29 protein-coding genes are annotated in these 26,560 nt (G+C 40.1%); 7 read left to right on the forward strand and 22 right to left on the reverse strand.

Features of this window, described 5'->3' with window-relative positions; genetic code table 11:
* Positions 1 to 77: 77 nt before the first annotated feature.
* Positions 78 to 653 (forward strand): Fe-S biogenesis protein NfuA, encoded by a 576-nt coding sequence (gene nfuA, locus DK924_RS17345; protein ID WP_008465569.1) that lies wholly within the window; start codon positions 78 to 80, stop codon positions 651 to 653.
* A 13-nt stretch (positions 654 to 666) separates the two neighbouring features.
* Entirely contained in the window at positions 667 to 936 is a 270-nt protein-coding gene (locus tag DK924_RS17350) for a hypothetical protein (RefSeq protein ID WP_008465571.1), read from the forward strand.
* A gap of 18 nt (positions 937 to 954) precedes the next feature.
* Here the strand turns inward: DK924_RS17350 and DK924_RS17355 are convergent, their stop codons facing one another.
* Positions 955 to 2,289: an MATE family efflux transporter gene (locus tag DK924_RS17355; protein WP_258306481.1), complete on the reverse strand. Its 1,335-nt coding sequence runs from the start codon at positions 2,287 to 2,289 to the stop codon at positions 955 to 957.
* Here DK924_RS17355 and DK924_RS17360 point away from each other — a divergent pair.
* The gene (locus DK924_RS17360) at positions 2,269 to 3,294 is read left to right on the forward strand and encodes a polysaccharide deacetylase family protein (protein ID WP_109875770.1); all 1,026 of its coding nucleotides are present in this window, start codon (positions 2,269 to 2,271) and stop codon (positions 3,292 to 3,294) included. The genes DK924_RS17355 and DK924_RS17360 overlap by 21 nt on opposite strands.
* Here the strand turns inward: DK924_RS17360 and DK924_RS17365 are convergent.
* From DK924_RS17365 to DK924_RS17425, 13 genes are all read right to left on the reverse strand, one after another.
* Positions 3,291 to 4,328 (reverse strand): chemotaxis response regulator protein-glutamate methylesterase, encoded by a 1,038-nt coding sequence (locus tag DK924_RS17365; RefSeq protein ID WP_109875771.1) that lies wholly within the window; start codon positions 4,326 to 4,328, stop codon positions 3,291 to 3,293. The two genes, DK924_RS17360 and DK924_RS17365, sit on opposite strands and share 4 nt — an antisense overlap.
* A gap of 8 nt (positions 4,329 to 4,336) precedes the next feature.
* The gene (cheD, locus tag DK924_RS17370; protein ID WP_008112899.1) at positions 4,337 to 4,954 is read right to left on the reverse strand and encodes a chemoreceptor glutamine deamidase CheD; all 618 of its coding nucleotides are present in this window, start codon (positions 4,952 to 4,954) and stop codon (positions 4,337 to 4,339) included.
* Positions 4,938 to 5,768 (reverse strand): protein-glutamate O-methyltransferase CheR, encoded by an 831-nt coding sequence (locus tag DK924_RS17375; RefSeq protein WP_109875772.1) that lies wholly within the window; start codon positions 5,766 to 5,768, stop codon positions 4,938 to 4,940. Before DK924_RS17375 ends, cheD begins: the two co-directional genes overlap by 17 nt.
* Before the next feature lie 68 nt (positions 5,769 to 5,836).
* Entirely contained in the window at positions 5,837 to 8,536 is a 2,700-nt protein-coding gene (locus DK924_RS17380; protein WP_109875773.1) for a methyl-accepting chemotaxis protein, read from the reverse strand.
* A gap of 48 nt (positions 8,537 to 8,584) precedes the next feature.
* Complete coding sequence (locus tag DK924_RS17385; protein ID WP_008465584.1) at positions 8,585 to 9,070, reverse strand: chemotaxis protein CheW; 486 nt, start codon at positions 9,068 to 9,070, stop codon at positions 8,585 to 8,587.
* Complete coding sequence (locus DK924_RS17390; protein WP_109875774.1) at positions 9,052 to 11,142, reverse strand: chemotaxis protein CheA; 2,091 nt, start codon at positions 11,140 to 11,142, stop codon at positions 9,052 to 9,054. The genes DK924_RS17385 and DK924_RS17390 overlap by 19 nt, the downstream gene beginning before the upstream one ends.
* Before the next feature lie 14 nt (positions 11,143 to 11,156).
* Positions 11,157 to 11,519, reverse strand: a complete 363-nt coding sequence (locus DK924_RS17395) for a response regulator (protein WP_008115349.1) — start codon at positions 11,517 to 11,519, stop codon at positions 11,157 to 11,159.
* Between the two features lie 8 nt (positions 11,520 to 11,527).
* The gene (locus tag DK924_RS17400; protein WP_008465590.1) at positions 11,528 to 11,800 is read right to left on the reverse strand and encodes a lipid asymmetry maintenance protein MlaB; all 273 of its coding nucleotides are present in this window, start codon (positions 11,798 to 11,800) and stop codon (positions 11,528 to 11,530) included.
* 162 nt (positions 11,801 to 11,962) lie between these two features.
* Positions 11,963 to 12,580 (reverse strand): SCO family protein, encoded by a 618-nt coding sequence (locus DK924_RS17405; RefSeq protein WP_008114152.1) that lies wholly within the window; start codon positions 12,578 to 12,580, stop codon positions 11,963 to 11,965.
* Complete coding sequence (gene cyoE, locus DK924_RS17410) at positions 12,577 to 13,506, reverse strand: heme o synthase (protein ID WP_010392393.1); 930 nt, start codon at positions 13,504 to 13,506, stop codon at positions 12,577 to 12,579. Before cyoE ends, DK924_RS17405 begins: the two co-directional genes overlap by 4 nt.
* Before the next feature lie 12 nt (positions 13,507 to 13,518).
* Positions 13,519 to 14,508: a heme A synthase gene (locus DK924_RS17415; protein ID WP_054202824.1), complete on the reverse strand. Its 990-nt coding sequence runs from the start codon at positions 14,506 to 14,508 to the stop codon at positions 13,519 to 13,521.
* A gap of 12 nt (positions 14,509 to 14,520) precedes the next feature.
* A complete protein-coding gene (locus tag DK924_RS17420) occupies positions 14,521 to 15,015 on the reverse strand; it encodes a transmembrane cytochrome oxidase associated protein (RefSeq protein WP_109875775.1) in 495 nt (164 codons plus the stop codon).
* Positions 15,005 to 15,745, reverse strand: coding sequence for an SURF1 family protein (locus DK924_RS17425; RefSeq protein WP_109875776.1), 741 nt, complete (start codon positions 15,743 to 15,745; stop codon positions 15,005 to 15,007). Before DK924_RS17425 ends, DK924_RS17420 begins: the two co-directional genes overlap by 11 nt.
* A 13-nt stretch (positions 15,746 to 15,758) precedes the next feature.
* Between DK924_RS17425 and DK924_RS18900 the strand changes: the two genes are divergently transcribed.
* Positions 15,759 to 16,070, forward strand: a complete 312-nt coding sequence (locus DK924_RS18900; RefSeq protein WP_075170808.1) for a DUF2909 domain-containing protein — start codon at positions 15,759 to 15,761, stop codon at positions 16,068 to 16,070.
* Here DK924_RS18900 and DK924_RS17435 read toward each other — a convergent pair.
* The 5 genes from DK924_RS17435 to lexA all read right to left on the reverse strand — a co-directional run bounded on the left by DK924_RS17435 (position 15,970) and on the right by lexA (position 21,239).
* On the reverse strand, positions 15,970 to 16,845 hold the full coding sequence (locus DK924_RS17435; protein ID WP_010392387.1) for a cytochrome c oxidase subunit 3: 876 nt from the start codon (positions 16,843 to 16,845) through the stop codon (positions 15,970 to 15,972). The genes DK924_RS18900 and DK924_RS17435 overlap by 101 nt on opposite strands.
* A gap of 35 nt (positions 16,846 to 16,880) precedes the next feature.
* Positions 16,881 to 17,411, reverse strand: coding sequence for a cytochrome c oxidase assembly protein (locus DK924_RS17440; protein WP_010392384.1), 531 nt, complete (start codon positions 17,409 to 17,411; stop codon positions 16,881 to 16,883).
* Complete coding sequence (ctaD, locus tag DK924_RS17445) at positions 17,411 to 19,003, reverse strand: cytochrome c oxidase subunit I (RefSeq protein WP_010392382.1); 1,593 nt, start codon at positions 19,001 to 19,003, stop codon at positions 17,411 to 17,413. The genes DK924_RS17440 and ctaD overlap by 1 nt, the downstream gene beginning before the upstream one ends.
* On the reverse strand, positions 19,003 to 20,145 hold the full coding sequence (gene coxB, locus DK924_RS17450) for a cytochrome c oxidase subunit II (RefSeq protein ID WP_054202822.1): 1,143 nt from the start codon (positions 20,143 to 20,145) through the stop codon (positions 19,003 to 19,005). The genes ctaD and coxB overlap by 1 nt, the downstream gene beginning before the upstream one ends.
* Positions 20,146 to 20,621: 476 nt before the next feature.
* The gene (lexA, locus tag DK924_RS17455; protein WP_010392379.1) at positions 20,622 to 21,239 is read right to left on the reverse strand and encodes a transcriptional repressor LexA; all 618 of its coding nucleotides are present in this window, start codon (positions 21,237 to 21,239) and stop codon (positions 20,622 to 20,624) included.
* Between the two features lie 188 nt (positions 21,240 to 21,427).
* On the opposite strand from lexA, the gene DK924_RS17460 reads away from it, so the two are divergent.
* Positions 21,428 to 21,871 carry a PaaI family thioesterase gene (locus DK924_RS17460; protein WP_109875777.1) on the forward strand — a complete coding sequence of 148 codons (444 nt, stop codon included), beginning with the start codon at positions 21,428 to 21,430 and terminating at the stop codon, positions 21,869 to 21,871.
* A gap of 1 nt (position 21,872) precedes the next feature.
* On the opposite strand, the gene DK924_RS17465 is transcribed toward DK924_RS17460, so the two are convergent.
* A complete protein-coding gene (locus tag DK924_RS17465) occupies positions 21,873 to 22,253 on the reverse strand; it encodes a hypothetical protein (protein ID WP_008114170.1) in 381 nt (126 codons plus the stop codon).
* A gap of 196 nt (positions 22,254 to 22,449) precedes the next feature.
* Here DK924_RS17465 and DK924_RS17470 point away from each other — a divergent pair, with 196 nt between their 5' ends.
* Positions 22,450 to 23,160 (forward strand): hypothetical protein, encoded by a 711-nt coding sequence (locus tag DK924_RS17470; protein WP_055012744.1) that lies wholly within the window; start codon positions 22,450 to 22,452, stop codon positions 23,158 to 23,160.
* 91 nt (positions 23,161 to 23,251) lie between these two features.
* Positions 23,252 to 23,905, forward strand: coding sequence for an endonuclease (locus DK924_RS17475; RefSeq protein ID WP_054202821.1), 654 nt, complete (start codon positions 23,252 to 23,254; stop codon positions 23,903 to 23,905).
* An 8-nt stretch (positions 23,906 to 23,913) separates the two neighbouring features.
* Here the strand turns inward: DK924_RS17475 and hmpA are convergent, their stop codons facing one another.
* The gene (hmpA, locus tag DK924_RS17480; RefSeq protein WP_109875778.1) at positions 23,914 to 25,095 is read right to left on the reverse strand and encodes an NO-inducible flavohemoprotein; all 1,182 of its coding nucleotides are present in this window, start codon (positions 25,093 to 25,095) and stop codon (positions 23,914 to 23,916) included.
* 20 nt (positions 25,096 to 25,115) lie between these two features.
* Positions 25,116 to 26,348 carry an NnrS family protein gene (locus DK924_RS17485; protein ID WP_109875779.1) on the reverse strand — a complete coding sequence of 411 codons (1,233 nt, stop codon included), beginning with the start codon at positions 26,346 to 26,348 and terminating at the stop codon, positions 25,116 to 25,118.
* Positions 26,349 to 26,560 lie beyond the last annotated feature (212 nt).

Below are 26,560 nucleotides of genomic sequence, written 5' to 3' on the forward strand. Positions count from 1 at the left end.
CTCAACACTAGCCGCAACACGATGAGCGGAGTATGATATGCAGTATCCGAGTAATTTAGTCAAGTATAGACGGTATTATGATTTCTATTTCCGAAACAGCACAAGCGCATTTTGCTAAGCTATTAGCAGATCAATCTCAACAAACGAATATTCGTGTGTTTGTTGTTAACCCTGGTACATCACAAGCTGAATGTGGTGTTTCTTATTGTCCAGAAGACGCGGTAGAAGAGAGCGATATTCGCCTAAATTTTAACGGCTTTGATGCGGTTGTTGATGCTGAAAGCGCGCCTTTTTTAGCCGAAGCTGAAATTGATTTTGTTACCGACAAAATGGGCACACAGTTAACTCTTAAAGCACCTAATGCTAAAGCACGTAAACTAGGTGAAGATGCCAGCTTGAATGAGCGTGTGCAGCACATGCTAGAAACTGAAGTAAACCCACAACTTGCCAACCATGGCGGCCAAGTTAGCTTGGTAGAGATCACTGCAGCTGGTGTTGCTGTACTTCAGTTTGGTGGTGGTTGTAATGGGTGTTCTATGATCGATGTCACACTAAAAGAAGGCATTGAAAAAGAAATGATTGCTAAATTTGATGAGATCACCGGTGTGTCTGACATTACCGATCATGAAGCAGGCGAGCATTCTTACTACTAAGCATTAATTTATTATGCTAAAGCCACTTATTTACCGCTTAGGGAGCGACCCTAAGTTGAGTTTAAAGCGCTTTTTTCGCGGGCTAGCACTATTTGTGCTAGCCGTGATATTTATCGCTGTGGGCTATTACAGCCATTACAGTTTGCAAGTTATCGGCTTGGTTATTTTAGCCCCCGCTTTATTTTTTGCTTTTTGGGGCTATGCGGGTATTTTTGCTAACCGCTTTTCTCAAGTATTAAAAAATATCCCTTCCAAAAATAACGACCCCGACCTTTGGAAGTAACGGTTCATATCAACTCACTTATTTAAGTAATTGATTGTTAGCTTTTAATTGTTGATATTTAACGATAAGCGTAACGCCTCGCATAAGCATAAAACAACTCATAGCTAACCATAACCCATTATTTTGCCAATCCTGAAATAGCCAAAACACCCCAAAAAAGCCTACAACTGCTGAAAGCAACATACTATTTCGCATCGCTTTAGCGCGGGTCAGGCCAACAAAAATACCATCGAACAAAAAACAGCTCATAGCTAAAATAGGCAATACTATTACCCAAGGTAAGTAGTGAATGGCCTCGTCAATAACCTCTGGTACATTAGTTAATAGCTTAATAATGCTGCTGCCAAATACTATAAAAAACACACTATACAAAATGCCAAATAACATGCCCCAAAATACACTGATTTTTACCCATAGCCTTATCTTTTCAACACTTTGCTGACCTTTAGCTTGACCCACTTTGGCCTCACTTGCATAAGCAATTCCATCAAGTGCAAAGCTAACTAACATTAAAAAGTTGAGTAGAACGGCATTAGCGGCCAATGTGGTTTCACCTAAGCGGGCTGCATAAAAGGTCATAAAGCTAAAACATAATTGCAGTACTAAAGAGCGAATAAAAATATCGCGGTTTAAGCTCAGTAATGCTGCCATTTTCTCCACACTTAACCAATTTGCTACAGCCAAACTTATACCATGCTTTTTAGCAAGTTGAACCACCAACAATAAAGCAAATACAAGAGCGATATAGTCAGCAATAAGTGATGCCCACGCAGCCCCAGCAACCGCCCAATCAAGGTACACTACAAAATAAATATCGAGCACAATATTAGTAATGTTAGTGACTAACAGTAAATAAAATGGCCCTCGCCCATAGTGCACGCCCAACATCCAGCCTAGTAAAACTAAGTTGCATAGCGCTGCAGGGGCGCTATAAATACGAATACTAAAATACCGATAGGCTTCATTGAGCACATCGCTATTGGCAGCTGATAAATACGCAATAGCATGTTTTATAAGGGGTGACAGTAAAATAAGGAGTAAGGCAACCGAAGTGGCTAACAATAAACTGCGTTTAAGTAAGGCTGCAAGCTGAGTTAAATCATTTTTACCATAAGCCTGAGCCACCAGCCCAGTGGTACTCATTCTCAAAAAACCAGCAAGCCAAAATAGAATGGAGATCACAGTAGAGCCTAAGGCTATTCCCGCTAAATAATGCGCACTCCCCAAATGACCGATCACTGCCGTATCAACAATTCCTAACAACGGGACGGTAATATTTGATAATATCATCGGACCGGCTAACAACAACAAGCTTTTATGGTGTGCTTTATTATGTATAAGAAATTGTTTCATTTAGTATTATTATTCCTGATTTGTGGTTCTTTACGCGCGCAAGCAGCTGTTATTCTACAGTATCATCACGTCAGTGAAACCCTTCCCGCTGTCACCAGCGTGAGTGCCAACACTTTTACAAAACACTTAAATTATTTAAAAGAGCATAACTTTAACGTTATTCCATTAAATGAACTGATTAGTGCATTACAAGAAGGTAAGGCTTTAGAGAACAAAACAATCGCGATTACCTTTGATGATGGTTACAACAATAATTACGATCAAGCAGCTCCTATTCTTGAGAAGTTTGGTTACCCGTACACTATTTTCGTAAACCCAAAACTCATTGATGCACAAGCGGGTTATGTTATGGGGTGGGATAAGCTCAGGGAGCTTGCCAAAAAAGGAGCACTCATTGCTAATCATAGTGCTGAACATAACTACCTACATAAAAAGCGCGAGAATGAAACGCCTAGCCAATGGCGCGAACGCACTAAAAAAGACATTCTTAGTTCACAACAGCGTATTAAAGAGGAAATAGGTCACGATTATAAATATCTTGCCTACCCATACGGAGAGTTTAACAACCAACTGCAAGCACTCGTCACTGAATTAGGTTTTATTGGTATTGGCCAACACTCAGGAGCCGTTAATCAACACTCTGACTTTAGCCGCTTACCGCGCTTCCCAGCTTCAGGTTTTTATAGCAAGCTAGAGACGTTAATTACCAAGATAAATTCAACTGCCTTTACCATTAATAAGCTAACCTATGAAGATAGTGTCACTTCACAAAATCCACCGTCACTCACAATAAAACTTGAGACAAATGACTTTCATAAGAGTCAATTTGCCTGTTATGTGTCAAGCGTTGGTCAAGCTAATTTAAATTGGTTAGACGATAATACAGTTGAGGTAACATCGCCAAAACAGCTTAATAAAGGCCGCTCTCGCTTTAACTGCACGGCTCCATCAATAAAACAAACCGGCAGTTATTATTGGTTTTCACAGCCTTGGGTGATCAACTAAGTTTTACTTTTTATTACTTGATTTAATAACCGCTGGGTCATTTTCTCCAGCGGTACGACTTCATTTGCTGCCCCCATATCAATAGCAGCTTTGGGCATACCCCATACCACAGACGAATACTCATCTTGCGCAAGTGTGTATGCACCTTGTTGCTTTAATGCGAGCAATCCTTTTGCACCATCACTTCCCATACCGGTTAATAGTGTGGCAACAATATGCTTTGCACCTATTTCAAGTAATGAGTTAAATAAAACATCCACCGCGGGTTTATGCCTATTAACCGTCTCTCCATCATCAAGCTGACAATATAAAGCACTACCTTGTTTACTAATTCGTAAATGAAGTCCACCCGGAGCTATATAAGCGCAACCTGCTACCAGTTTATCGCCTTGCTGAGCTTCCTTTACGTTAATAGTACAAGTACGCTGCATCCGCTCTGCAAATGAGGTGCTAAATACGGGAGGGATATGCTGCGTTATTACAATAGGAGGGCAATTTTTGGGCATACGTATAAGCACTTCTTTTATCGCCTCGGTTCCCCCTGTTGATGCACCGATTGCAATCACTTTATTTATTAAAAATTCGGCATTGGTGGGTATAGGCTCTGCTACAGTACTAGTTTTTTTGTAGCCTCGAACCCGTGCACTAGCCGCCACCCTGACTTTTTGCTGAACAATATCAGCATATTGACTCATTTGTTGTTTAACGTTGACCGTAGGTTTTGCAATAAAATCAACCGCCCCCAGTTCAAGCGCTTCTAGAGTTATAGGTGAGCCTTTTTGAGTAAGAGTGGAAATCATTACTACGGGCATAGGGCGTAAGCGCATTAAGTTTTTTAAAAAGCTAATGCCGTCCATTCTTGGCATTTCAACATCTAGTGTTAGTACATCCGGATTATGCTTTTTGATCATCTCTCTGGCTTCGTATGGGTCTTGTGCACAGCCCACTACCACAATATCTTTTGCCTGATGCAGTATCTCTGTCAGTAATTGCCTGATCAGTGCCGAATCATCAATTATTAATACTCTAATCATAGCCATCCTTAAAACAGTTCTATATCCGTGGCTTTCGTTTGCTGTTCAAGATTATGCAAGTAACGCACTTCACGTTTTTCAATAGTGTTATTGTGTAAGTTTCTTAGCTTTTTAACCTGTACTTTTCCATTATGAGGATTAAAAAATATTTTACGCGGCCAGGGTCCGCCCATATCATGCGCCACTAAGTTTAGCGCTTCTTCTGCTATATATGCATTGGCAAAACTGATATTGCCAATACCAATATCTGTCATTGCGCTAATTATTTTGCCTCCCCCAAACAGTTTTACTTTTAAGTTTGCCCGGGAAGCGCCATTTTTAAGCACTTCATTAATTAAATATTCCATAGCCCAGTTACCATAACGACAACTTAAACTATGCGCTTGGTCAATTCGCTCACCTTTTTGAATAGGTAGCATAAAGTGATTAATCCCGCCAATACCTAGCTTATCGTCGTAAACACAAGCAGCAATGCACGACCCGAGCACTGTGGTGATCAGCTCATCGTTTTTAGAAACATAAAATTCACCTGGCAATACCTTAGCGACCACACGCTCTCGCGTGGCATCCCAATAGCGTTTAATATGCTCAAATCCCGCTAATACCGGCTTAAATTGTGTTTGCATGAGCTACTTTCTGATACATGGTTTTCCCTAAGTTTTTAAATAAGACATGCTCTTTTCCCATGGTTTCTGAATGCCCTAAAAATAAATAACCTTGGTTATTTAAAATATCGGCATAACGGTTAAAAAGCTGATCCTTTGTCTCTTTATCAAAGTAAATCACTACATTTCTACACAAGATCAAATCAAATGGGCCTTTCATCGGCCAATCTTGGAGTAAGTTTAAACGCTTAAATGAAATACATTGCTGTAGCTTAGGTTTCACCTTATAACTTTGCCCGTCTTTGCTGGTTAAAAACCAGCGCTTGAGCAATGCATCATCCAGTCCATTCACATTTGCCGCAGTATAAATACCGCTCTGGGCTTTAGCTAGTACATTAGAATCAAGATCAGTTGCTAAAATTTTCACATCCCAATCACTTGGAAAAGCCCCTTGTAAGGTCATAGCTAAACTGTAGGGCTCTTCGCCGGTAGAGCAACCTGCAGACCAAATACGAACGCGTTTATTATGCTTATTTGCTTTTAGCATCGCAGGAATAAACTGCTCTTTTATAAACTCAAAGTGATGAATTTCACGAAAAAAAGAGGTTAAATTGGTAGTAATGGCGTTAATAAATGCATCAAACTCCTGCTCCTTATGATTTTTTAAGTAATCAAGGTAACTAGAGAAGTTTGTTAATTTACGCTCACGAATTCGCCTTGCTAATCGTGAGTAAACCATTTCGCGCTTATGCTCCCCAAGCACAATACCACAGGCGTTATACACTAAATGAGCCACTTCCTTAAAATCGCTATCCGTTAATAAAAACTCTTTCATTATGTACTCTCAAATAAATATAAAGATAGATTCACACTACTTCTGTGTGTGAACCATCTAAAACAGGGTTAAAACTCCTCCCACTCTTCAGCTGAGTCTACAAAGTTTTCACCTTTGCTCTTATTATTAACGAAGCTATTTTGTTGCTTATGCGTTATTTCAGGGGTGCGAATAGTGGGCGATACCACCGCCATATCTTGCTGCCCTAGAGAAAAGAAGTGCAGTAAACGGCGCATTTCATTAGCCTGCTCTGCCATAGACTCACCTGCAGCCGATGCCTCTTCAACTAATGCCGCATTTTGCTGGGTCATTTCATCCATTTGCGATACAGCTTTATTTACTTGCTCAATTCCTGCGCTTTGCTCTTCAGAGGCCTGAGTTATATCAGCTATCATTTGTGTCACACGTTTCACCGATACCACAATCTCTTGTAACGTCACACCTGATTCATTTACAAGAGCGCTACCATCAGCAACTTTACCAACACTATCTCTAATTAACTCTTTAATTTCTTTAGCTGCACCAGCTGAGCGCTGAGCTAAGTTACGCACTTCACCTGCAACAACCGCAAAACCTCGGCCTTGCTCACCTGCTCTTGCAGCTTCTACAGCTGCATTGAGCGCTAATAGGTTTGTTTGGAATGCTATTTCGTCTATAACACCAATAATGTCAGCAATTTTTTTACTCGATTCGTTAATAGCCGACATACTGGTTACGGCCTTATTAACAACCTCACCACCTTGAATTGCTTTATCACAGGTTTCTTCAGCTAAGTCATTAGCTACCTTGGCATTATCGGCATTTTGACGTACCGTACTGGTCATCTCTTCCATACTAGAAGCTGTTTCTTCTAATGATGATGCCTGCTCTTCTGTACGCTGGCTTAAATCAGCATTACCTTGTGAAATTTCTTCAGCTCCACTAGCCACCAAAGTGGCTGATGAGTTAATTCGATTAATAACCTCGGTTAGTTTATCTGCTGTTGCATTTGCATCTGTTTTCAGTTTTTCAAACGAGCCTTGGTATTCCTTTTCAATCCGTTTAGATAAATCACCAGTAGCCATGGCATCGAGCATATTGCCAGTATCAGTTACCGCATCGTCAACCACTTTAACTAAACTATTAAGACCCTGAGCTAAACGTAGGAAAAAGCCATCTTTTCCTTGCTCAACCAAACGGCTATTTAGCTCCCCTTTACTTGCGGCACTGACCAGCTGAGCAACCTCTTTTTCTATAGCTACTTCTGCTGTTCTGTCTTCCCATTCAACTACAGTTCCAATTCGCTCATCGTCTGGCGTAATAATTGGGTTAGCAACTAAGCCAAAGGTTCTGCCGCCCACTTTAATTTCAGTGCTGTAGGTATCCGTTAACTTAGCCAACATATTTTGCTGATGGGCTGGATTTTTATGAAATATATCAATATTTTGATTCAGTAGATTTTTGCTATCAAAGTTAGGTAAATCAATGCGTATATCATTTTGAGCATTGCTCATCATATTTTTCACCGCGTCATTCATATAAACAATCACATTCGATGCATCTGCAATCATAGTGTTTGTTGCTACAGTGTCTAACGCTCGGCGAACACGTAAGTTCTCCTGTGCTCTGGCACGCTCTGCATCGGCCTTAAATACTTCATCAGTAATATCTTGCCACTCAACAATTGTTCCCAAGCGTTCTCCTTCTTCGTTAAACCATGGCGAAGCAATTAAATCAAAAATAAGACCAGCTAATTTAAGTGTCGCTTTATGGGGCGCATCTAATTTTTTTAATAGCTCGCGCTGATGCGCCGGATGTTGATGAAAATCATCAACACATGTGCCGATTAAATCACTTACAGCAAAGTTAGGTAATACCGATTGCAAATCTCTTTCGCGTGCTTTTAGCATTTGCTTAACTTGTTCGTTGGCAAAAATAATGTTTAAGTCATTATCAGCCATCATCACATTGGCTTGGCATACCTTTAAGGCGTTGGCTAAGTCGGCAGTTTTTTTAGAAGTTCGTTCTAGCTCTTTCTGCTCAGTTATATCTGTGGCGTATTTAATAACTTTTAACACTCGCCCATCCATGTCATAAATGGGGTTATAAGAAGCACTAATCCAAATTTCACGGCCTTGTTTATCAAAACGTAAATACTCTCCTCGGTCGTACTCACCCCGCCCCAGTTTGGCCCAGAAAGTTTGATAATCCGGACTATTTGCATATTCTGGTGCAACAAATAAACGATGGTGCTTACCTTGTATTTCATTAAGTTGGTAGCCAAATGTGGTTAAAAAGTTATCGTTGGCATTAATCACTGTGCCATCTAAGTCAAATTCGATAACTGCTTGTGATTTGTTTATTGCTGCAACTTGTCCAGCTGCTTCGGCTGCCTTTAATTTTTGCATTGTGATCTCTGTGGCAAATTTAACCACTTTAATCACTTGCCCCTGAGAGTCTAAAACAGGATTGTAGGTGGCTTGTATCCACACTTCTTTACCATTTTTTCCAAACCGCTTAAATTCATCTGAAATAAACTCACCCGCGTTCAATCGCTGCCAAAACTGACGATATTCATCACTTTTCGCTTCGCTAGAGCTAATAAATAAAGAGTGGTGCTGACCTTGTATTTCAGCCAGAGAGTAGTCCATTACACGCAGGAAATTAACATTGGCAGTAATGATTCTTCCATTCGGCTCAAATTCAATTATTGCTAATGATTTATGCAATGCATTCATTATCAAATCATTGCTTGATTCAGACTGTTTTGAATTACTAAACCATCCCATGCTTATCACCACCTTTAAGTTATTTACTTTATTTAGTTACTGTTACCGCTAAATATCCATGGTTGCAGGCAAATCAATTAAGGCGACCATTTTTTCGCCTACATTGACTAACCCTGCTACATATTCACTTTCATTGGTCTGGGTTAAACTCGGCACAGCTTTAGCATCTTGCTCTGCAATACTATAAACATCTGCCACTGCATCTACCGTAATACCCATTACTTTACTTTCTTGTTCAAACTCTATTTTTACAATAATCACTACTGTTAACGGCCCATAGGCAATTGTGGGTAAACCAAAACGTAACCTCAAATCAATAATGGGTACTATCGTGCCGCGTAGATTAATAACGCCTTTTACGTACTCAGGGGCATTTGGCAGTGCGGTTATGTCTTCCCAGCTACGGATTTCTTGCACCGTTAATATATCTACTCCGTATTCTTCTTCAGCCATAATAAAGGTAAGAAACTGCTTAATGCCCTCTTTGCGCTGTAGCTCAATATTGCTATTTAATGCTATTGATTCAGAGAACATGAATCCTCCAGAGTCGCTGATGGCTCAATACTCAATGCTTGGCTGCCAGGTTTTTTTAATCCTGAAAGCTTAATCAAACCGCTAATATCTAAAATTAACGAGACACGACCATCACCTAAAATAGTTGCCCCAGAGACTCCGTCCACTTTGTGGTAATTAGCCTCCAAGCTTTTTATAACCACCTGTTGCTGTGAAAGTAAATCGTCAACGAGCACCCCGACTTTTTGGTTATCGTTCTCCACCACAACCAATAAGGTCTTATCTAATGATTCAATCGCACCTTGATGGTTAAAAATCTCGTATAGGCGCAGAATAGGAATGTATTCATCACGTAACCTGAGTACATCTAGGTCTTTACCAACACGGCTTACTTTTGCAATATCAATTTGTAATGACTCTACAATTGAGATCAGTGGAATAATGTAAGTATGCTTGGCCACTTTTACCAATTGCCCATCTAAAATAGCTAAGGTGAGCGGTAGCCGAATAGTAAAGGTAGAACCAATTCCGGCAGCAGATGTCACCTCTACCGAGCCATTTAATGATTGGATATTGCGTTTAACCACGTCCATACCCACACCCCGGCCAGATAAGTCACTTACTTCATCAGCAGTAGAAAACCCTGGCATGAATATAAGTTCGTTAATTTCATCATCTGTTAACTCGCTATCGCCAGCAATTAGCTCGTTAGTAATCGCTTTTTCTTTAATCTTTTGAGTGTTAAGGCCTTGACCATCGTCCATGATTTCAATGACGATATTTCCTCCCTGATGAAAAGCATTTAATGTAACTTTGCCCACAGGATCTTTACCTGCCGCAATACGCTTTTCTACAGTTTCAATACCATGATCCAGTGAGTTTCTTACTAAATGCACCATAGGATCAGATATTTTTTCCATCACAGTTTTATCTAACTCGGTTTGCTCTCCGATCAGCTTTAACTCCACCTCTTTATTAAGCTTTTGAGCAATATCACGCACCAGACGTGGAAAACGACTAAATACAAAATTAATTGGCAGCATACGAATACGCATCACGTTTTCTTGTAAGTCTCGGGTATTATGCGCTAGTTGCGCCAATCCCTCTTGAAGCGAGGTTACCGCAGTGGCTGTCATTTCCTGTTCGCTAAGCTGATTTAACATTGCTTGGGTAATAACCAACTCACCCACCATATTAATCAATGAATCAACCTTATCTATACCAACCCGAATAGAGGTAGATTCTGGCGCGGCTTTTGCGCTGGGCGCATTGGCAGCTGCCTTTGCTTTATTTGCTTTGGGTTGCTCAGCAGTTTTGGGAGCTTCATCCACAACAGCCGGTTCGTTAATTACTTCCTCTGATCCAGCTTTAGCATCATTAAATAAGCCACCGCATAGCTCGACTTTAATATCTGCATCATCTTCAACCCATTCAAAAATCTCTTTAATGGCTTGCTCATCGCGCTCAGTGTTTAAGAAAAACCGCCAATATAAAAAGCACTCATCGCTGGTTAATTCTTTAATATCAGGTATGGCATCGGTGAATGCCTGTACTTCTAACTCACCAAGCTCGGCTAACTCGCTGATCATAAACAAAGGTTCATTACCGGTTTTAAAAAGATGAAAATGTGGCTTAAAATCAATCTGATAAGTATTAACTATAACCTGCTCATGATGTGTTTCTTCCCCTTGCTCCTCACCAGCTGGCATACCTAGTAATTTTTCGAACTGCTCACGTAAAGTATCTGCTTGGGCTAAATCTGGTTCTTCCTGTACTTTTAGCGAACTTAACAAAGCCCTTAAGCAATCCACTGATTTAAGTAATAAATTAATATGCTCGCTAGTTATATTGCGCTCACCTTCACGAATTTGATCCAATAATGTTTCTAATACATGGGTAAAATTTGCAATTGAGTTAAATCCAAAAGTAGCACTGCCCCCTTTTATTGAATGAGCAGCTCTAAATATAGTATTAATGGTTTCTAAGTCTTCTTCGCCTGGCACTAAGTTGAGTAATTCAGTCTCCATGATATCGAGGCCTTCAAAACTCTCTTCAAAGAACACTTCAAAAAACTGGCTTAAATCAATACTCACAGTGCACTCCTAAGTTAACGGATTACTTTTTTTAGCACGGCTAATAGCTGATCTGGATTAAAAGGTTTTACAATCCATCCTGTTGCCCCAGCAGCTTTACCTTCTACTTTTTTATCCATCCCCGACTCCGTAGTAAGCATAAGCAGCGGTGTAAACTTGTAATCTGGTAGCCCTCTTAGCTCTCTAATAAGTGTGATCCCATCCATAATTGGCATGTTTACATCAGAAATAACTGCATCAAAACCTTGTTGCTTGGCAATGGCTAATGCCTCGCTGCCATCTTTGGCTTCGGTAACATCAAACCCTGCTGTTTTTAACGTAAAGCTCACCATTTGGCGCATTGATGCAGAATCATCGACAGCTAAAATTCTTTTCATATAAACCTCTAGTTAGTACTTTCTGAAGCTAAATATTCACTTAAACCGAGTTGTTCAATGGCATTTTTTAATGCGTCACTGCTGCCAACCCAGGCAATTTTTTGATTGATAGTAAGAAGGTGTTTTTGTAGGGCACAAAGGAGTTGAACCGAGGCGGTATCAGCAGACATGACATCGCTAATATCCAGACAAATATCTCGGCTATTATTAAGCTCGCTTAATAAATCTTGATGTAAAACGTCAACCTGAACAATTGAAAGCTCATTTGGTAGTTTAAGCATTTTTAAGCTTTTCCTTATCAACTCAATCCATAACAAAAGCTTAGACCGAGATAAAGAAAACGCCATAAAAACGACTAAAAAATAACTAATTAATTAAAAACAGCTGTTAAAAAACGTAAAAAGGGGCACAAAGCCCCTTGAAAATTGTTAAACCATTAAAAACTAGTTTTTGTAGTAATCTGCTATTTCAATAAATTCCGCTGTTAATTTTGTAGTATTCACCAAAGGCACATCTCCTTGTTTAAATTCGGGCTTAAAAATAGCTCTCAGGGCGCCACTACCATCAACAAGTGCAACCGATGCACTATGATCCACCGCATAGTCAGATTCATCACTATCACTAATTGCATAAATTAATCCCAGCTCTCGTACAAATGGAAATAAGTCTTTATGCTCCCCAGATACAGCTAAAAATTTAGGGTTAAAATAATCTATGTACTCTTTACGCTTTTGAGCAATATCTCGTTTAGGATCAACAGATATAAACCACACCTGCAGTGGATAGTCAGCTTGTAAGTTTTTATAGACATTGTTGAGCTTAGCAAGCGTCATTGGACAAATGTCAGGGCAGCTTGTGTAGCCTAAAAACACTAAGTTCCATTGATCTAAAAACTGCTTTTTGGTTACTAACTCCCCCTGTTGATCATTTAGCGAGAAATCAGATAACGGTTTTGCAGTTTCGTACACTAATGCATCAAGATCTTGTAAACTTTTTTTATCATCACATGCCGATAAAAAAAGCACCGAAAAAACAATTAACCCACACCATAACTGCTTCATATAACTAGCCATTTATCTATAAATAAGATAACAAAGAGTATCATTAAATGAACAATCGAAAAACGAAATAAATCCATTGCGGTGTCTTCTTTGGCGGCAAATTTTAAGTTAATTGCTTTGTATATAAAGAGTATATTGAGGATACAGGCCCCACTTAAATAAATAAGCCCCGACATACCTATCAAATAGGGTAATACGCACACAATGGCTAATAGCACCGAGTACGCGAGCACACAGGTTTTACAAAAGTCGATTCCATGGGTGACAGGTAACATAGGGATTTTAGCCCGTTCGTAATCACTTTTACGCGCGATTGCTAACGCCCAGAAGTGCGGAGGAGTCCATGTGAATATAATCATAACCAACAACCAAGGAGCGGCTGCCATTTGATTGGTTTCAGACACCCAACCAAGTAAAGGTGGCATGGCGCCAGCCAAACCACCAATCACTATATTTTGTGGCGTGGCGCGTTTTAAAAACGACGTATAAATAAATGCGTAACCAACAAGTGCAAATAAGGTAAGTATGGCAGTGAGTGTATTTGCCCACAACATCAACATAATAAACCCTGCCACGCCAATAACAGCAGCAAAACTCAATGCGTGTAATTTACTTAAGCGTCCTTTGGCGACTGGGCGGTGGCGTGTACGTGCCATTTTACTATCAATTTCACTATCAACCACATGATTGATAACGGCAGCTGCCGCAGAGAGTAAACCAATCCCTAATAAACTTATGAACTGAACCCCAATGCCTCTACCAACGTCAGGGGCGAGAGCCAAGCCCACCCATGCCGTTAACACCAACATAGCCACCACTTTAAATTTACTGATTGCTAAATAATCTTGGATTAAATGATAACTTTTAGTCAATAACGATGGGCTATAAACGGGCTGCATTGCTTTTTTGTTAATTGTAAGTGCCATAACGATTCCCCTTTAGGTACGGACTTTTAGGTAATAACATAACCTAACCATAGTTAATAACAGTATGGCAGCCATTAAGTTATGCGCCAGCGCAACACTGATCGGAAAGTGAAAATATACTACAGCTAACCCCAACGCTATCTGGCAAAATAACGCTACCAATACACTCACTGTGCAGCTTTTAATTTTTTGTGAATAGGCATGGCTGTATATTCGCCACATAACGAGTGCCAACACAATACAAGTGACCAATGCCCACATACGATGCAGTAAATGAATAGACATACGCGCTTGTTGTGACAACACGCCAAACTCATAATTGCTGTGCTCTAACGGTAGCTGAAAAACACTACTGAGCGAAAACGGCTGAGCATAGCTACATAGCGGTAAACCATTACAATGTGGCGCGGCATAATTAGCCGCTAACCAGCCACCTAAGGCGATTTGTAAAATAAGTACCGTGAGCGCCACCAAGCTTAGTTTAAAGTGAGGTTTTGCACCTGCGTCCCCCCCCGTAATTGGCTGGCTAGTCAGCCGTAAGTACAACAACGTTAATAACGCCAAAATACTAAACCCTCCGAGTAAATGCCCCATCACAATAAGCGGCTGCAGGTTCATAGTCACCGTCCACATACCTAGCGCGGCCTGAAAAATAACAAGCAAAAGCAGTAGCATCGGTAATTTTACGGGCGTAGTCGGATACTGACGTTTTACAAAAGCCAAAATAAACAACACTAAAATTAATACCCCCAGCGTGCCGGCAAAATAGCGATGAATCATTTCTTTCCATGCTTTTGCTGTTTCAAATATCATATCGGGGTAGCTTTGAATCGCATGCGCAATCTCGGCTTCATGTTTTGGTACGGTTAAAAAGCCATAACAACCAGGCCAATCGGGGCAACCAAGTCCTGCGTCACTTAACCGCGTATATGCGCCTAGAGCTACCACAACTAATGCGAATAAACTCGTTGCTAATACCAAATTTTTATAGTTTTTATACATAGCAGCCTCTACTTAGCTTGAACGAGAGTAATTAAGTAATTTTTTTAGATCTTTTAATAATCCCTTTTGTATCAAACGGTTTTCTTGTGGTTGAGGGTTAAATGGATATTCCAGCACAATCAGTCCCATATGGTCGATTAAATATAAACTCGCGGGTTTTAACTGCTGTTGTTCAGCAATCATATACCAATGCGGCTTCGCAGCTTTGGGGCTCCCCATTATCGCCATATCTACTTTGTGTTGATTTTTGCCAAGGGCAACATATAAATTATCTAAAGCGGCGAGCTGCTCTGAGCAAGACTCTTCGCATTGTGCTGAATAATTTAAAGCAATAGTCCATTGTTTTGGATTATGCTGCTGCCAATTCTCTAGCTTAATTTCACGCTCTAAAAATTCGCCATGATTAGTAATTGCTGTAGGTAGCCAATCAAGTTTTAACGCGCTGTAAGCCAGCACTAATGGGATAGCGCAACATACTACAAAGAGCAACAGGGGTTTATTTTTCATTATCTATCCTCTTCTTGCTTGCAAAAATAGCAACTACCACACAGGCAATTGCAATTAGAAACCACTGTACTGAGTAGGCATAATGCTTTTCTGGACTCATCACAACAGCTTCATAATGGGGGGCTGCAATCTCATCTTCGTCGCCTTGGCGATAGGCCATATAATCCACTAAAGGTCGCTGGGATTGGCTACTGAGAGCTTGCAGATCAATGATTTGAATTCGTTTAGCTAAATCTGATTGAGTATTACTATTAGCTAAGGTAAAGCCACTTAAATTATCTTCTTTAATTTGTGCCGTTAACGTAAATTTACCACTAGGTATTGTCACGTTTGGTAGGGCTTCTCTTGAGCGGCCAGCTTTTACCCAACCTAAATTAACTAATAAAAAGCGCGACTCATCAGGTAATTTTAATAATGTCAGTAAGTCGTATCCAACCTGACCATTATAAATTTGGTTATCGAGCAGCCAATAATTATTGGTATCAAAATAACCACTCAAAGAAACTAATACCCCGGTTTTATTCCACTCTTTTGGCAGCTGTTGCAACTGTGCCCAGCTCATAACTCCTTGCTGCTGAATATTTTCAATGGCATTAAGCTGTTGTTGCTTTTGATCTGCGCGCTGTAATTGCCAAAACCCTAAACGCACACAAACTAATACCACAATAACAATCAGGCAAACTGTGATTATTGAGCTAAGCTTTTGTTTGTTAAATACAACTAACTGCATAAGGATAAACCCAGTGATTATTAAAATTATTATTGTTTTACTGTTATTATTTATATTGTTTAATTTATTTCGTGCTTTATTTATTATGGTGTCGGGAAAAACCAATGGACGCCCCATGTCTCACTTTTTAGGGCGTCGGGTGTTATTTTCTGTTGTAGTATTAGTGATGGTAATTGCCGCACTAAAACTTGGTTTTATTACGGCCAATCAATCACCTTTGCCCACTACAGTACATATACAAAAACAAACAAACATAGCCAAACAACATCAACAAAATGCCAGTACCACGCCGCAGCTTGAAACGCGAAGTGCTTATTTTTTGTAAAGTGGCCTTTTAAAATCCGTAGGAAAACGATTAATAAAATAATGGTACCTAAGGTGACATGCATACCGTGAAAACCGGTTAGCAAAAAGAAGGTATTACCGTAAATTCCCGCATCAAGGGTTAAATTAAGGTCATTATAAGCATAAATATATTCTTCTACTTGGAGCCCTAAAAAGCATACTCCCAGCAAAATAGTTACGCCTAAAAACACCTTAAGTGGAGTACGTTTGTTATTTTCCATCGCTACATGAGCAAAATGCAGAGTTACCGACGACGCTAATAAAATAAGGGTATTTATCAGTGGTAACCCTTGCCAGCCCATTGCTTGCGTAGAGGTGCCCCCTGGGGTATTTAACAATGGCCACACAGCCTCAAAAGTAGGCCATAACACTTCGTTAGTCATGGCGTTGTTATCGGCGCCTCCAAGCCAAGGCACAGAAAACATGCGGGCATAAAAAAGGGCCCCAAAAAAGGCCATAAAAAACATGACTTCTGAAAAAATAAACCAGCTCATTCCTTGTCTAAATGAGCGATCCATTTGTGCAGAATATAAACCTTGATGAGACTCTTCAATCACATTTTTAAACCAGCTAAACAGCATATAAAGCAATACGGCAATACCCACATACAGTAAGTAAACACCACTGCCTCCCTCTTTACCCATATCCATAACTGTTAAGGCTGCCCCTACCGCAATAAAAAATAGCGCCACCGCGCCAACTATTGGCCATGGGCTTTGATCAGGTACGTAATAATGTTCATATTTTTGATTCATTTCATTTGCTCCTAGTTTTTCACTAGTTTTATAAGCTAGTTATTACTGGCTACTAACTTCTCGCTAATATCAAATACGGTATAAGACAGAGTTAACTCCTCCACATCACTAGGTAACTCAGTATCAACATAAAAAAGTAATTTAAACTCTAACTCCTCGCCAGCTTTCAAAGGTTGCTGGTCAAAGCAAAAACACGCTATTTTGTGTAAATACTTAGCCGCTTTACCCGGCGCTACCGAAGGTATCGCTTGCATCACTTTGTCTTCATTACTATTGTTTTTAGCGCTAAACATAACCTCACGCATGGCCCCTGGTTTTACATCTACACTGTATTCTTTAGATTTAACCTCAAAAGGCGCACCACTTTGGGCATGCGTGGTAAAACTAACGCTAACTTCTCTATTCTCAGTAACCAAGGTACTTTGCTGTGCTTGCTCTAACGAGGGCTTACCATTAAGCCCGGTTATATCGCAAAACACGTCATATATAGGTACCATGGCAAATGCAAAAGCAAACATTGCAATGCAAATAACCACCAGCTTTTTTAATAACGGCAAGTGAGTCATTATTTAATGTCCGGCGGCGTTGAGAACGTATGATATGGCGCTGGTGAATCAACTTCCCATTCAAGCCCTTCTGCCCCATCCCAAACTTTTGCAGGCACTTTATCGCCCCCTTTTGCACATTTATACACAACGACAACGAACAGTAATTGCGATAAACCAAAGGCAAACCCACCTATACTAATAATGGCGTTAAAGTCAGCAAACTGCAGTGCATAATCTGGAATACGGCGTGGCATACCGGCTAATCCCACAAAATGCATTGGGAAAAACAGCACATTTACACTTACCAAGGACAACCAAAAATGCCATTTTGCCAAAGTAATATTGAACATATTTCCGGTCCATTTTGGCAGCCAATAATAAGCCCCTGCCATAATAGAAAAAACCGCGCCCGTTACGAGTACATAATGAAAATGTGCAACCACAAAGTAAGTATCGTGGTATTGAAAATCGGCAGGCGTAATAGCCAACATCAATCCCGAAAAGCCACCTAAAGTAAACAGCACAATAAATGCGATACTAAACAGCATAGGCACTTCAAAGCTAATAGAGCCACGCCACATAGTTGCCACCCAGTTAAATACTTTTACGCCGGTAGGTACCGATATCAACATAGTCGCGTACATAAAAAACAACTCACCCGCCACGGGCATACCAGTGGTAAACATATGATGCGCCCACACAATAAAGCTCAACAAGGCAATCGAGGAAGTGGCGTACACCATAGAGGCGTAACCAAATAGTTTTTTACGTGAAAAAGTAGGAACAATCGTAGAGATAATGCCAAAAGCAGGCAAAATCATAATATAAACTTCAGGATGACCAAAAAACCAAAATATATGTTGGAACATTACCGGATCGCCACCACCAGCTGCGTCAAAGAAGCTGGTCGCAAAGTATTTATCGGTGAGTACCATAGTAACTGCACCAGCAAGTACCGGCATTACTGCAATAAGTAAAAAAGCCGTGATCAGCCATGTCCACACAAATAACGGTAGCTTCATCCACGTCATTCCAGGGGCGCGCATATTCACTATGGTTACCACCACATTAATGGCTCCCATAATCGAACTAATACCCATTATATGCACCGCAAACACAAACATTGCTGTGTTGTCGTTACTATAAGTGGTGGAAAGCGGAGCGTAGAAGGTCCACCCAAATGCAGGACCGCCACCAGGCATAAACAATGACGCTAACAAAATCAAAAACGCAAATGGTAAAATCCAGAAGCTCCAGTTGTTCATTCTCGGTAATGCCATATCTGGCGCACCAATCATTAACGGAATCATCCAGTTTGCCAATCCAGTAAATGCAGGCATTACTGCACCAAACACCATGATTAAACCGTGTACTGTGGTCATTTGATTAAAAAAGTGAGGATCAACCAATTGTAAACCCGGCTGAAATAACTCAGCCCGAATAACCATAGCCATTGCTCCACCAATCAAAAACATGGTGAGAGAAAAAATTAAATATAAGCTTCCTATATCTTTATGGTTGGTTGTAAATAACCAGCGCTTAAAGCCTGTTGCAGGTTGATGGCCATGATGAGCCTCATTGGAATTAGGTTGTTCTGCAATGCTACTCATTATTTAGCCTCCCCATCAGCATCCAGTGCCGCTTGTATTTCGCTTGGTTGAATTACCTCTCCGGTGTCATTACCCCATGCGTTTCGCTTATAAGTAATAACGGCTGCTATCTGCTTAATAGATAATTGCTTTGCGAAAGACTGCATCGCTGTACCTGGTTTACCATGAAGTAAGATATCGATATGACCTTTGATATCACCTATAACTATTGGGCTGCCTTTAAGTGCTGGAAAGACACCCGGCAAACCTAAACCTGTAGGTTGATGACACGCTGCACAGCTCGCCATATAAACTTGCTCACCAAGAGCCATCAGCTCCTCTTTTGGTACCACTTGGTCTAATAACGCAGCGTCTGCTTCAGCCGCTTTTTGTTTAGCTTGTTTAGCTTCTGCCAACCACGTTTTGAAGTCTTCTTCTGTTTTTGCTTCTACCACAACAGGCATGAAGCCATGATCTTTACCACACAGCTCTGCACACTGCCCGCGGTAAGTACCTACTTCATTAATATTGGTCCATGTTTCGTTAATAAACCCAGGGTTTGCATCTTTTTTAACTGCAAAATCAGGTACCCACCATGAGTGAATTACATCATCTGAAGTCATTAAAAAACGTACTTTTTGATTAATCGGTAGCACCAGCGGCTTATCTACTTCGAGTAAATAATTCGGGTTTTTATCGGCAAGATTCGTTATTTCATTTTGAGGAGTCGCTAACATTGAATAAAACTCAACGTCCTCCCCCATATACTCGTAATGCCACTTCCACTGTGATCCAGTAATTTTTATGGTGATATCAGCTTTGCTGGCATCCTCCATGGCAATTAACGTTTTAGTCGCAGGAATTGCCATAACAATTAAGATGACAAAAGGAATGGCAGTCCAGAGTATTTCTACTTTGGTACTTTCATGAAACTGGGCAGGGACAGCCCCTTTAGACTTGCGATGATGGATGAGTGCCCAAAACATAATGGCAAACACGATCACCCCAATCACACAACATATTAAAAATATGGTCATGTGCAGTTGGTATACATTATTACTTATATCAGTTACGCCTTTACGCATATTATATTGGCTATTAGCAAGCACATTTTGCGAAAAAACTAACAATATAAGCCACAAGGAAGAACTCAGCTTACCCATGTGACGGCTCCTTTGATGCTATTGCTGACGCAAAGCGAAGAGGCATACGGCTTAAACGCCCATTCGTTATTTTTATTTTTTATAAGGGTGCTGGAGTTACTAAATGTGTGTGCTCAAAACGACAAGGCTGTGAGTTATTTTTATTCCAGCTCTTTAATAACTAGTTAAAAAATAAACAATAAGCAAGGTGAGTATGAAAAATAAACAAGAGGTTACATAAAAAAGTGCAGCAAAGAAAATAGTCACAAATAAGGTAATTAATCTAAGAGTCAGAGTTGGTAAGGGGTAGCTTGAATAACAGCGGAAAAAATATAAAGTTTTATGATTTAAAACAATTAGAATAAATTTGTTTATTTATAAAGTATTTAGAGATTTTTTTGAAATAACAAAAAGCGATTCACAAGCAATATCGTACAAAAATAATGCATGTAAAAACAGCGCCTAATCAATATTAAGCGCTAAGTTATGTTTAACTATCACATCCAATCAGCGTTACGAATAACACCCACCGCTAAACCTTCAATATTGAAGGATTCATTTTCCAAGTCTACTTCAATAGCTGAAAACTCGTCATTTTCAGCATGCAGTAATACTTTTCTGCCGGCTTTTTCTAGACGTTTAACCGTAACATCATCATCCACTCGAGCAACAACAACCTGACCATTTTCAGCTACTTGAGTTTTATGTACAGCGAGTAAGTCGCCATCCATAATGCCAATATCTTTCATACTCATGCCGTTAACACGCAGTAAAAAATCGGCCGCAGGTTTAAACATTAAAGGGTCAATTTTACAGTGGCTTTCTACATGCTGTTGCGCCAATATTGGCTCACCCGCAGCAACTCGACCAATTAAAGGTAAGCCCAGTTGCTCTGGCTCTTCTTCTTCAACAAGCTGAATACCCCGACTCGCGCCCGGCTTCATTTTAATCACACCTTTTTTAGCCAGTGCTTTTAAATGTTCTTCTGCAGCATTTGCACTTTTAAAACCCAGTGTTTGTGCAATCTCGGCACGTGTAGGAGGCATACCAGTGTCTTTAATAAACACTTTGATAAGTTCGAGTATTTGCGCTTGGCGTTTCGTTAATGGTCGCATACAACTGGTTTTCCATACAGTACAATTAACTGTGAGTATATACAGTTATTTAAAAATCGCAAATATAAATTAATACCTCATAAGTGATGATGGCTAAACAATAAGATGCTTTAAAACCCCAATAATAAATGTAATTATTAGCAGCGCATTACCATATTAATTCTCAATTACTTATCCAAGGAGCTAGCATGAGTATTTGGCACCAACCAATTACATTAGAGTTTTGTAAGCAATTAGATCAAGGGATCACTGGCCAAGGCACGCTCATGAAGACCATGGGAATTGAAATCAGTGAAATTGGAGATGACTACTTAATCGCCACTATGCCGGCAATTCCAGAGCATCATAACCCTATGGGTATAGTGCATGGTGGTGCCAATGTAGTCCTTGCTGAAACCGTAGCAAGTTATGCCGCTAACTTTGTAGTTGATTTCAGTCGATTTTATTGTGTTGGGCAAGAGATCAGCGCAAGCCACTTAAAAGCGTCACGCAACGGCACATTAACGGCTACCGCAAGGGCTTATCATATTGGTAAACGCAGCTCAGTTTGGGATATTAAAATAACCAATAGTCGCAATGAGCTTTGCTGCGTATCAAGAATGACCGCAGCCGTAGTCGAACGAAAAGGTTAAATTACTTTTCCAGAGGGTAAATAGTAACTTCTATGCCTGCGCCAATTGCAGATATGCGTAACAAGGTATCTGCATGCAAGGCCTGATTAAAACATTTTGGCGACGTACCCGACTCAAATCCCATATCAAAGGTTCTACGAGAACAACTTAACCATTGCTTTAATGCATTGCGTGAACACGACTCAATTAGTTCACATAAGTGATTAATTGCTTTATCAGGTGTGGTTATTTCACCAGCTACTTCGATGCGTGCCAGTTGGCGGTATTCGTCTTTATCATAATGTAAAATGGTTGCGACCTTTTTTAAATCAGCAACTAATACGCTAATATCTTGCTTTGACTCGAGCTCTAGATCTACATTTAAAAATTGAATTTCCGACATACAGTTGTGTTACCCCACTTAAATTTCACCGCAAACTTTAACCTAATTTTGCATTTATACCAAATCAACAGCTTATAATTTATTTAATTCCTTTATTAAGCTGCAAGTATTAAAGTAACGGTTAATACAGCTATTAACCTAATGGTAGCTAGCTCCATTAGGTGCCTTGCAAAAAATAATAATAATGAGAAAGCGAATGAACAAACGCATTTTTAAAACAGCCCGTAAGCTGCATAAATGGCTAGGCTACTTTTTGGTAATACAAATTTTTGCATGGCTGCTTGGCGGTTTATTTATGAGCGCCATGCCACTTGAAAAAGTACACGGTAAACACCTTGCAAACCGCCAACTAGAAAACCCTTTCAGCCAAGCCGATTACACAGCCTCACTTGATAAAATTATTGCGAATACACCACAACCCCAGCAAATTAATTATAGTCACTTTTTAAATACCCCAGTAATTACAGTAACTACAGCGAGTAAAACCTATAGTTTTAATGGTACAACTGGCGACCCACTTTCAGCACCAAGCAAGGCACAAATAATCACTAATGCCCACGCTCACCTTTTAATTAATGCAAACGTTATAAGCACAAAAAAGCTGGCAACCAGTTTTAGAGAAGCCGGGTTTAAAGAAAATATTTGGCAAGTTAATTTTAACGATATGCTTAGCACCAGCTTATATTTTAATGCTGATAACGGCGAGTTCATTACAGTTCGCAGTAATATTTGGCGAGTGTTTGACTTCTTTTGGATGTTACACATTATGGATTACGATGAGCGCGAGGATTTTAACAACCCGTTACTCATTAGCTTTGCTGCCAGCAGTGTGTTTTTTAGTTTTACTGGTTTTATTTTATTACTGCAAAACATCCGATTAAGAACAAGAAAACGTAAGCTATCCTGAGTTTTTAAGCAGGTTGTACAGAAAACTGATTTACCATTTAGGTTATTCTCTTTAAAATCGCGGCTCCTGTAGTTCACTAAAGTGATAGGATATGCCGCATTTTATTTTTGCGTTATTGCTTTGCGTTATCAGCTTTACTATTAATGCTGAGCAATTTACTCGTTTTTCCAGTGCTAAAAAACACTTAATTAAAACCTTACCAACCAATGCAAAAAGTATCTATTGTGGTTGCGACATAAAACGTAAAGGCAAAAAGTTAGTACCCGATGCAACCCATTGTGGTTATGTGCCACGCAACACATTTACCCGCTCAGGTAACGTGAACCAACGCGCTCTGCGAATAGAATGGGAACATATTGTACCCGCTTGGGAGTTCGGTCATCAGTTACAATGCTGGCAAGATGGTGGACGTAAAAATTGCCGTAAAGTAAGTGCAAAGTTTCGCATGATGGAAGCTGATATTAACAATTTAGCTCCCGCAATCGGTGAAATTAACGCTGATCGTTCAAACTATCGCTTTGGCATGTTAGCCCAAAATGCTAATCAATATGGTCGCTGTGAGGTTAAGGTTAATTTTAAACAACGCGTTATTGAACCGCCGGTTTATGCACGTAAACGTATTGCCGATGCATACGCTTACATGCAAAAAACTTATGGTTTAAAAATATCAAATCAACAACAAAAGCTGTTTAATGCTTGGCAACAACAAGCTTATGCCGCAAACACCGACAGTAAAAAGCTGTAAACTTATGTTTATAATGCTTGGTGTGGTCCAAATATTTCGTAATGAATATTCGAGCTCTGTACACCTAAGTCAAGTAGTTGGCCTTTTACATAAGCCATAAATGAAGCTGGTCCACACAAATAAAATGCCCCTTCGCTAATAGGCAGTGATGCCTCAAGCACAGATAAATCCATAAGACCTGTGTAATCACATCCCCCACCACCTTGATTAAACCAGGTTAAGGTTTTTAGTTGTGGATGCATAGCCGTTTGCTGAGCTAGGTAGTCTTTAAATGAATACTCCAAGCTATTTTCACACGCGTGTAAGTAACTAATCGCTTGATTAGTATTGTCGCTCAATAGCGTTTGCAGCATAGCCATCATTGGGGTTTGGCCAACACCTGCAGAAATAAGCACAACGGGGCTTGTTGCGTCTTTCAAAAAGAAGTCACCTGCTGGTGGGTATAGCTCTACTAGTGCGCCCTGCTCTAGTGAGTGTAAATAGTTAGACACCACGCCAGGCTGTGGTTGGCACTCTTTTTTAACGCTAATACGATAGTTTTTAGCATTGCTCTTTTGCGAAATAGAATACTGGCGGATCTCTTCATATTCTGCCCCCTCAGGCTTAACTTTAATGCCAAGATATTGTCCTGGCTTATGGGAAATAACAGCTTTGCCGTCTACAGGCGTGAGGATAAAGCTGGTTACAAATTCAGACTCAACATGTTTATGAGTAATTTCAAACTTCCGTGTGCCTACCCAGCCACCGTGGTTATTTTTACTGTGTGCATACAACGCTGCTTCTTCGGTAATACAAATATCAGCCAGTAGGTTATAAGCTTCTCGCCATGCGTATTCAACATCAGCTGTAAACTGTTCAGGAATAAGCTCTTTAAGTGTGCCGATCAAATGCGCCCCTACAATAGGGTAGTGTTCGGGTAAAATATTCAAGCTGGTATGCTTATGGTTAATTCTAGCTAATGCCTCTTTTAACACGGCTAAATTATCAATATTTTGCGCATACGCAGCCAAGGCATTAAATAATGCAAATTGCTGACGACCCGTTTCTTGGTTAGTCATATTAAAAATATGTTTAAGTTCCGGGTTATGGCTAAACATGCGCTTATAAAAATGATCGGTGACGGCTGTACCCGCTTCTGCAAGTAATGGAGCTGTACTTTTTACAATCTCAATAGTTTTTTCAGATAACATTTTGGTTTCCTATGGGTGAACTAACCACGACGCCCATCAACACGACGCCGCGTTAATATAGGAGTGCAGTGAATTAAAAATAATAAAAAGGCCAGTAACCAAAGCACAGCACTGATCTGCCAAGCTAGGTGTGGCCCAATAAAAGACGGGAGAAAAGCACGAATAATTGCGGCACTAAACACCAATGCAAATGCAAGATTCATAAAACCAGGAATACTAAGTGAGCGACCGGTATGTCCTAGTGATACCCGTGTCATCATGGCTAAAATCATCATGCCGATACCACCAATAGTGATAAAATGCAGAGCATCTTTAAACAGTATTGCACTGCTATAAAAACTGATTGCCACTAACATTAAACCTATACCTAAAGCTAAATACGCAAAGTGTAACGACCATAATAATGGGACTTTTAGGACTTGCTTGTTCCACCAGCAAACACCGCGAACTAAATGCAAAAACGCTGCACTCATCACAACTAGTGCCGGGTTAATTACAGTGAAAAATAATTTACTAATAAAAAATAATGCTATCGCCAATACCGATAAGTATAAAATAGCTTTATCTATGTTTGGTGTGCGTACCTGCTTAGATAAGCCCAGCCCTTTGGCAGTAAAAAAGGGTAATACACGCCCAGCTACAACTCCCACCAACAAGCTTATAACCAGTACTGCGGTATCAACCATTGCAAGCGCTAGCTGCGTTTGGCTTTTTAGCACTAGTATTAAATACAACATATTGAGCGTACATAAAAATGAAAGAATAAATAAAAACAAGTAGTTGCGTTTACTGCTCGCTTTTATCAACATGCTGGCTAGCACTATAATTACCGAGAGCCACCAAACAACTTGTAAAATCAGTACCGCATAAACATTAAACTGAGCAATGCTAGGCACAACTACAAAAAAACTAAGCCGTGCACTAAGCCATACTAGGCTAAGCCACATCAATGGTTTACCGTTAATACTTGCAACACCGGTCCATGTTTGTGCTGCAGTAAGTAAAAAGCCAGCCACAACCACGCCCGCAAAACCAAATAACATTTCATGTGCATGCCACAAATTAGCAGGCATAACTAAATACCACTGTGCATCGCCACTTAAAATAAGTAACCAATAACCCACAGACAAACACGCTAGTGATCCACCAGCTAAAAAAAAGGGTCTAAATGCCAACATCCATAATGACCATTGTGATACCTGATGAAATGCGACCTGCGCTGGCATAGGTTCGGCTAAGTTTATGGGCTTCATTAGCGCACCTCCTGTCCCAGCCCATGCTGTGCCACACAGCGCAGTACGTAACTCACTTTGAGAATAGCCGCGAGAACAATCGTGCTAATGTGTGCAAAAATTTGTACCGGTATAGAAAAGTAGCCCGCATAGGGATAACTTATTAACAGCGTAATCACCCCCCCCAATACGCTAATACATAGCATCTTATTTGCATGAGATAGCACACGGTA

The sequence above is a fragment of the Pseudoalteromonas sp. meg-B1 genome, from assembly GCF_003173795.1.
GTDB classification, from domain to species: Bacteria; Pseudomonadota; Gammaproteobacteria; order Enterobacterales; family Alteromonadaceae; genus Pseudoalteromonas; species Pseudoalteromonas undina.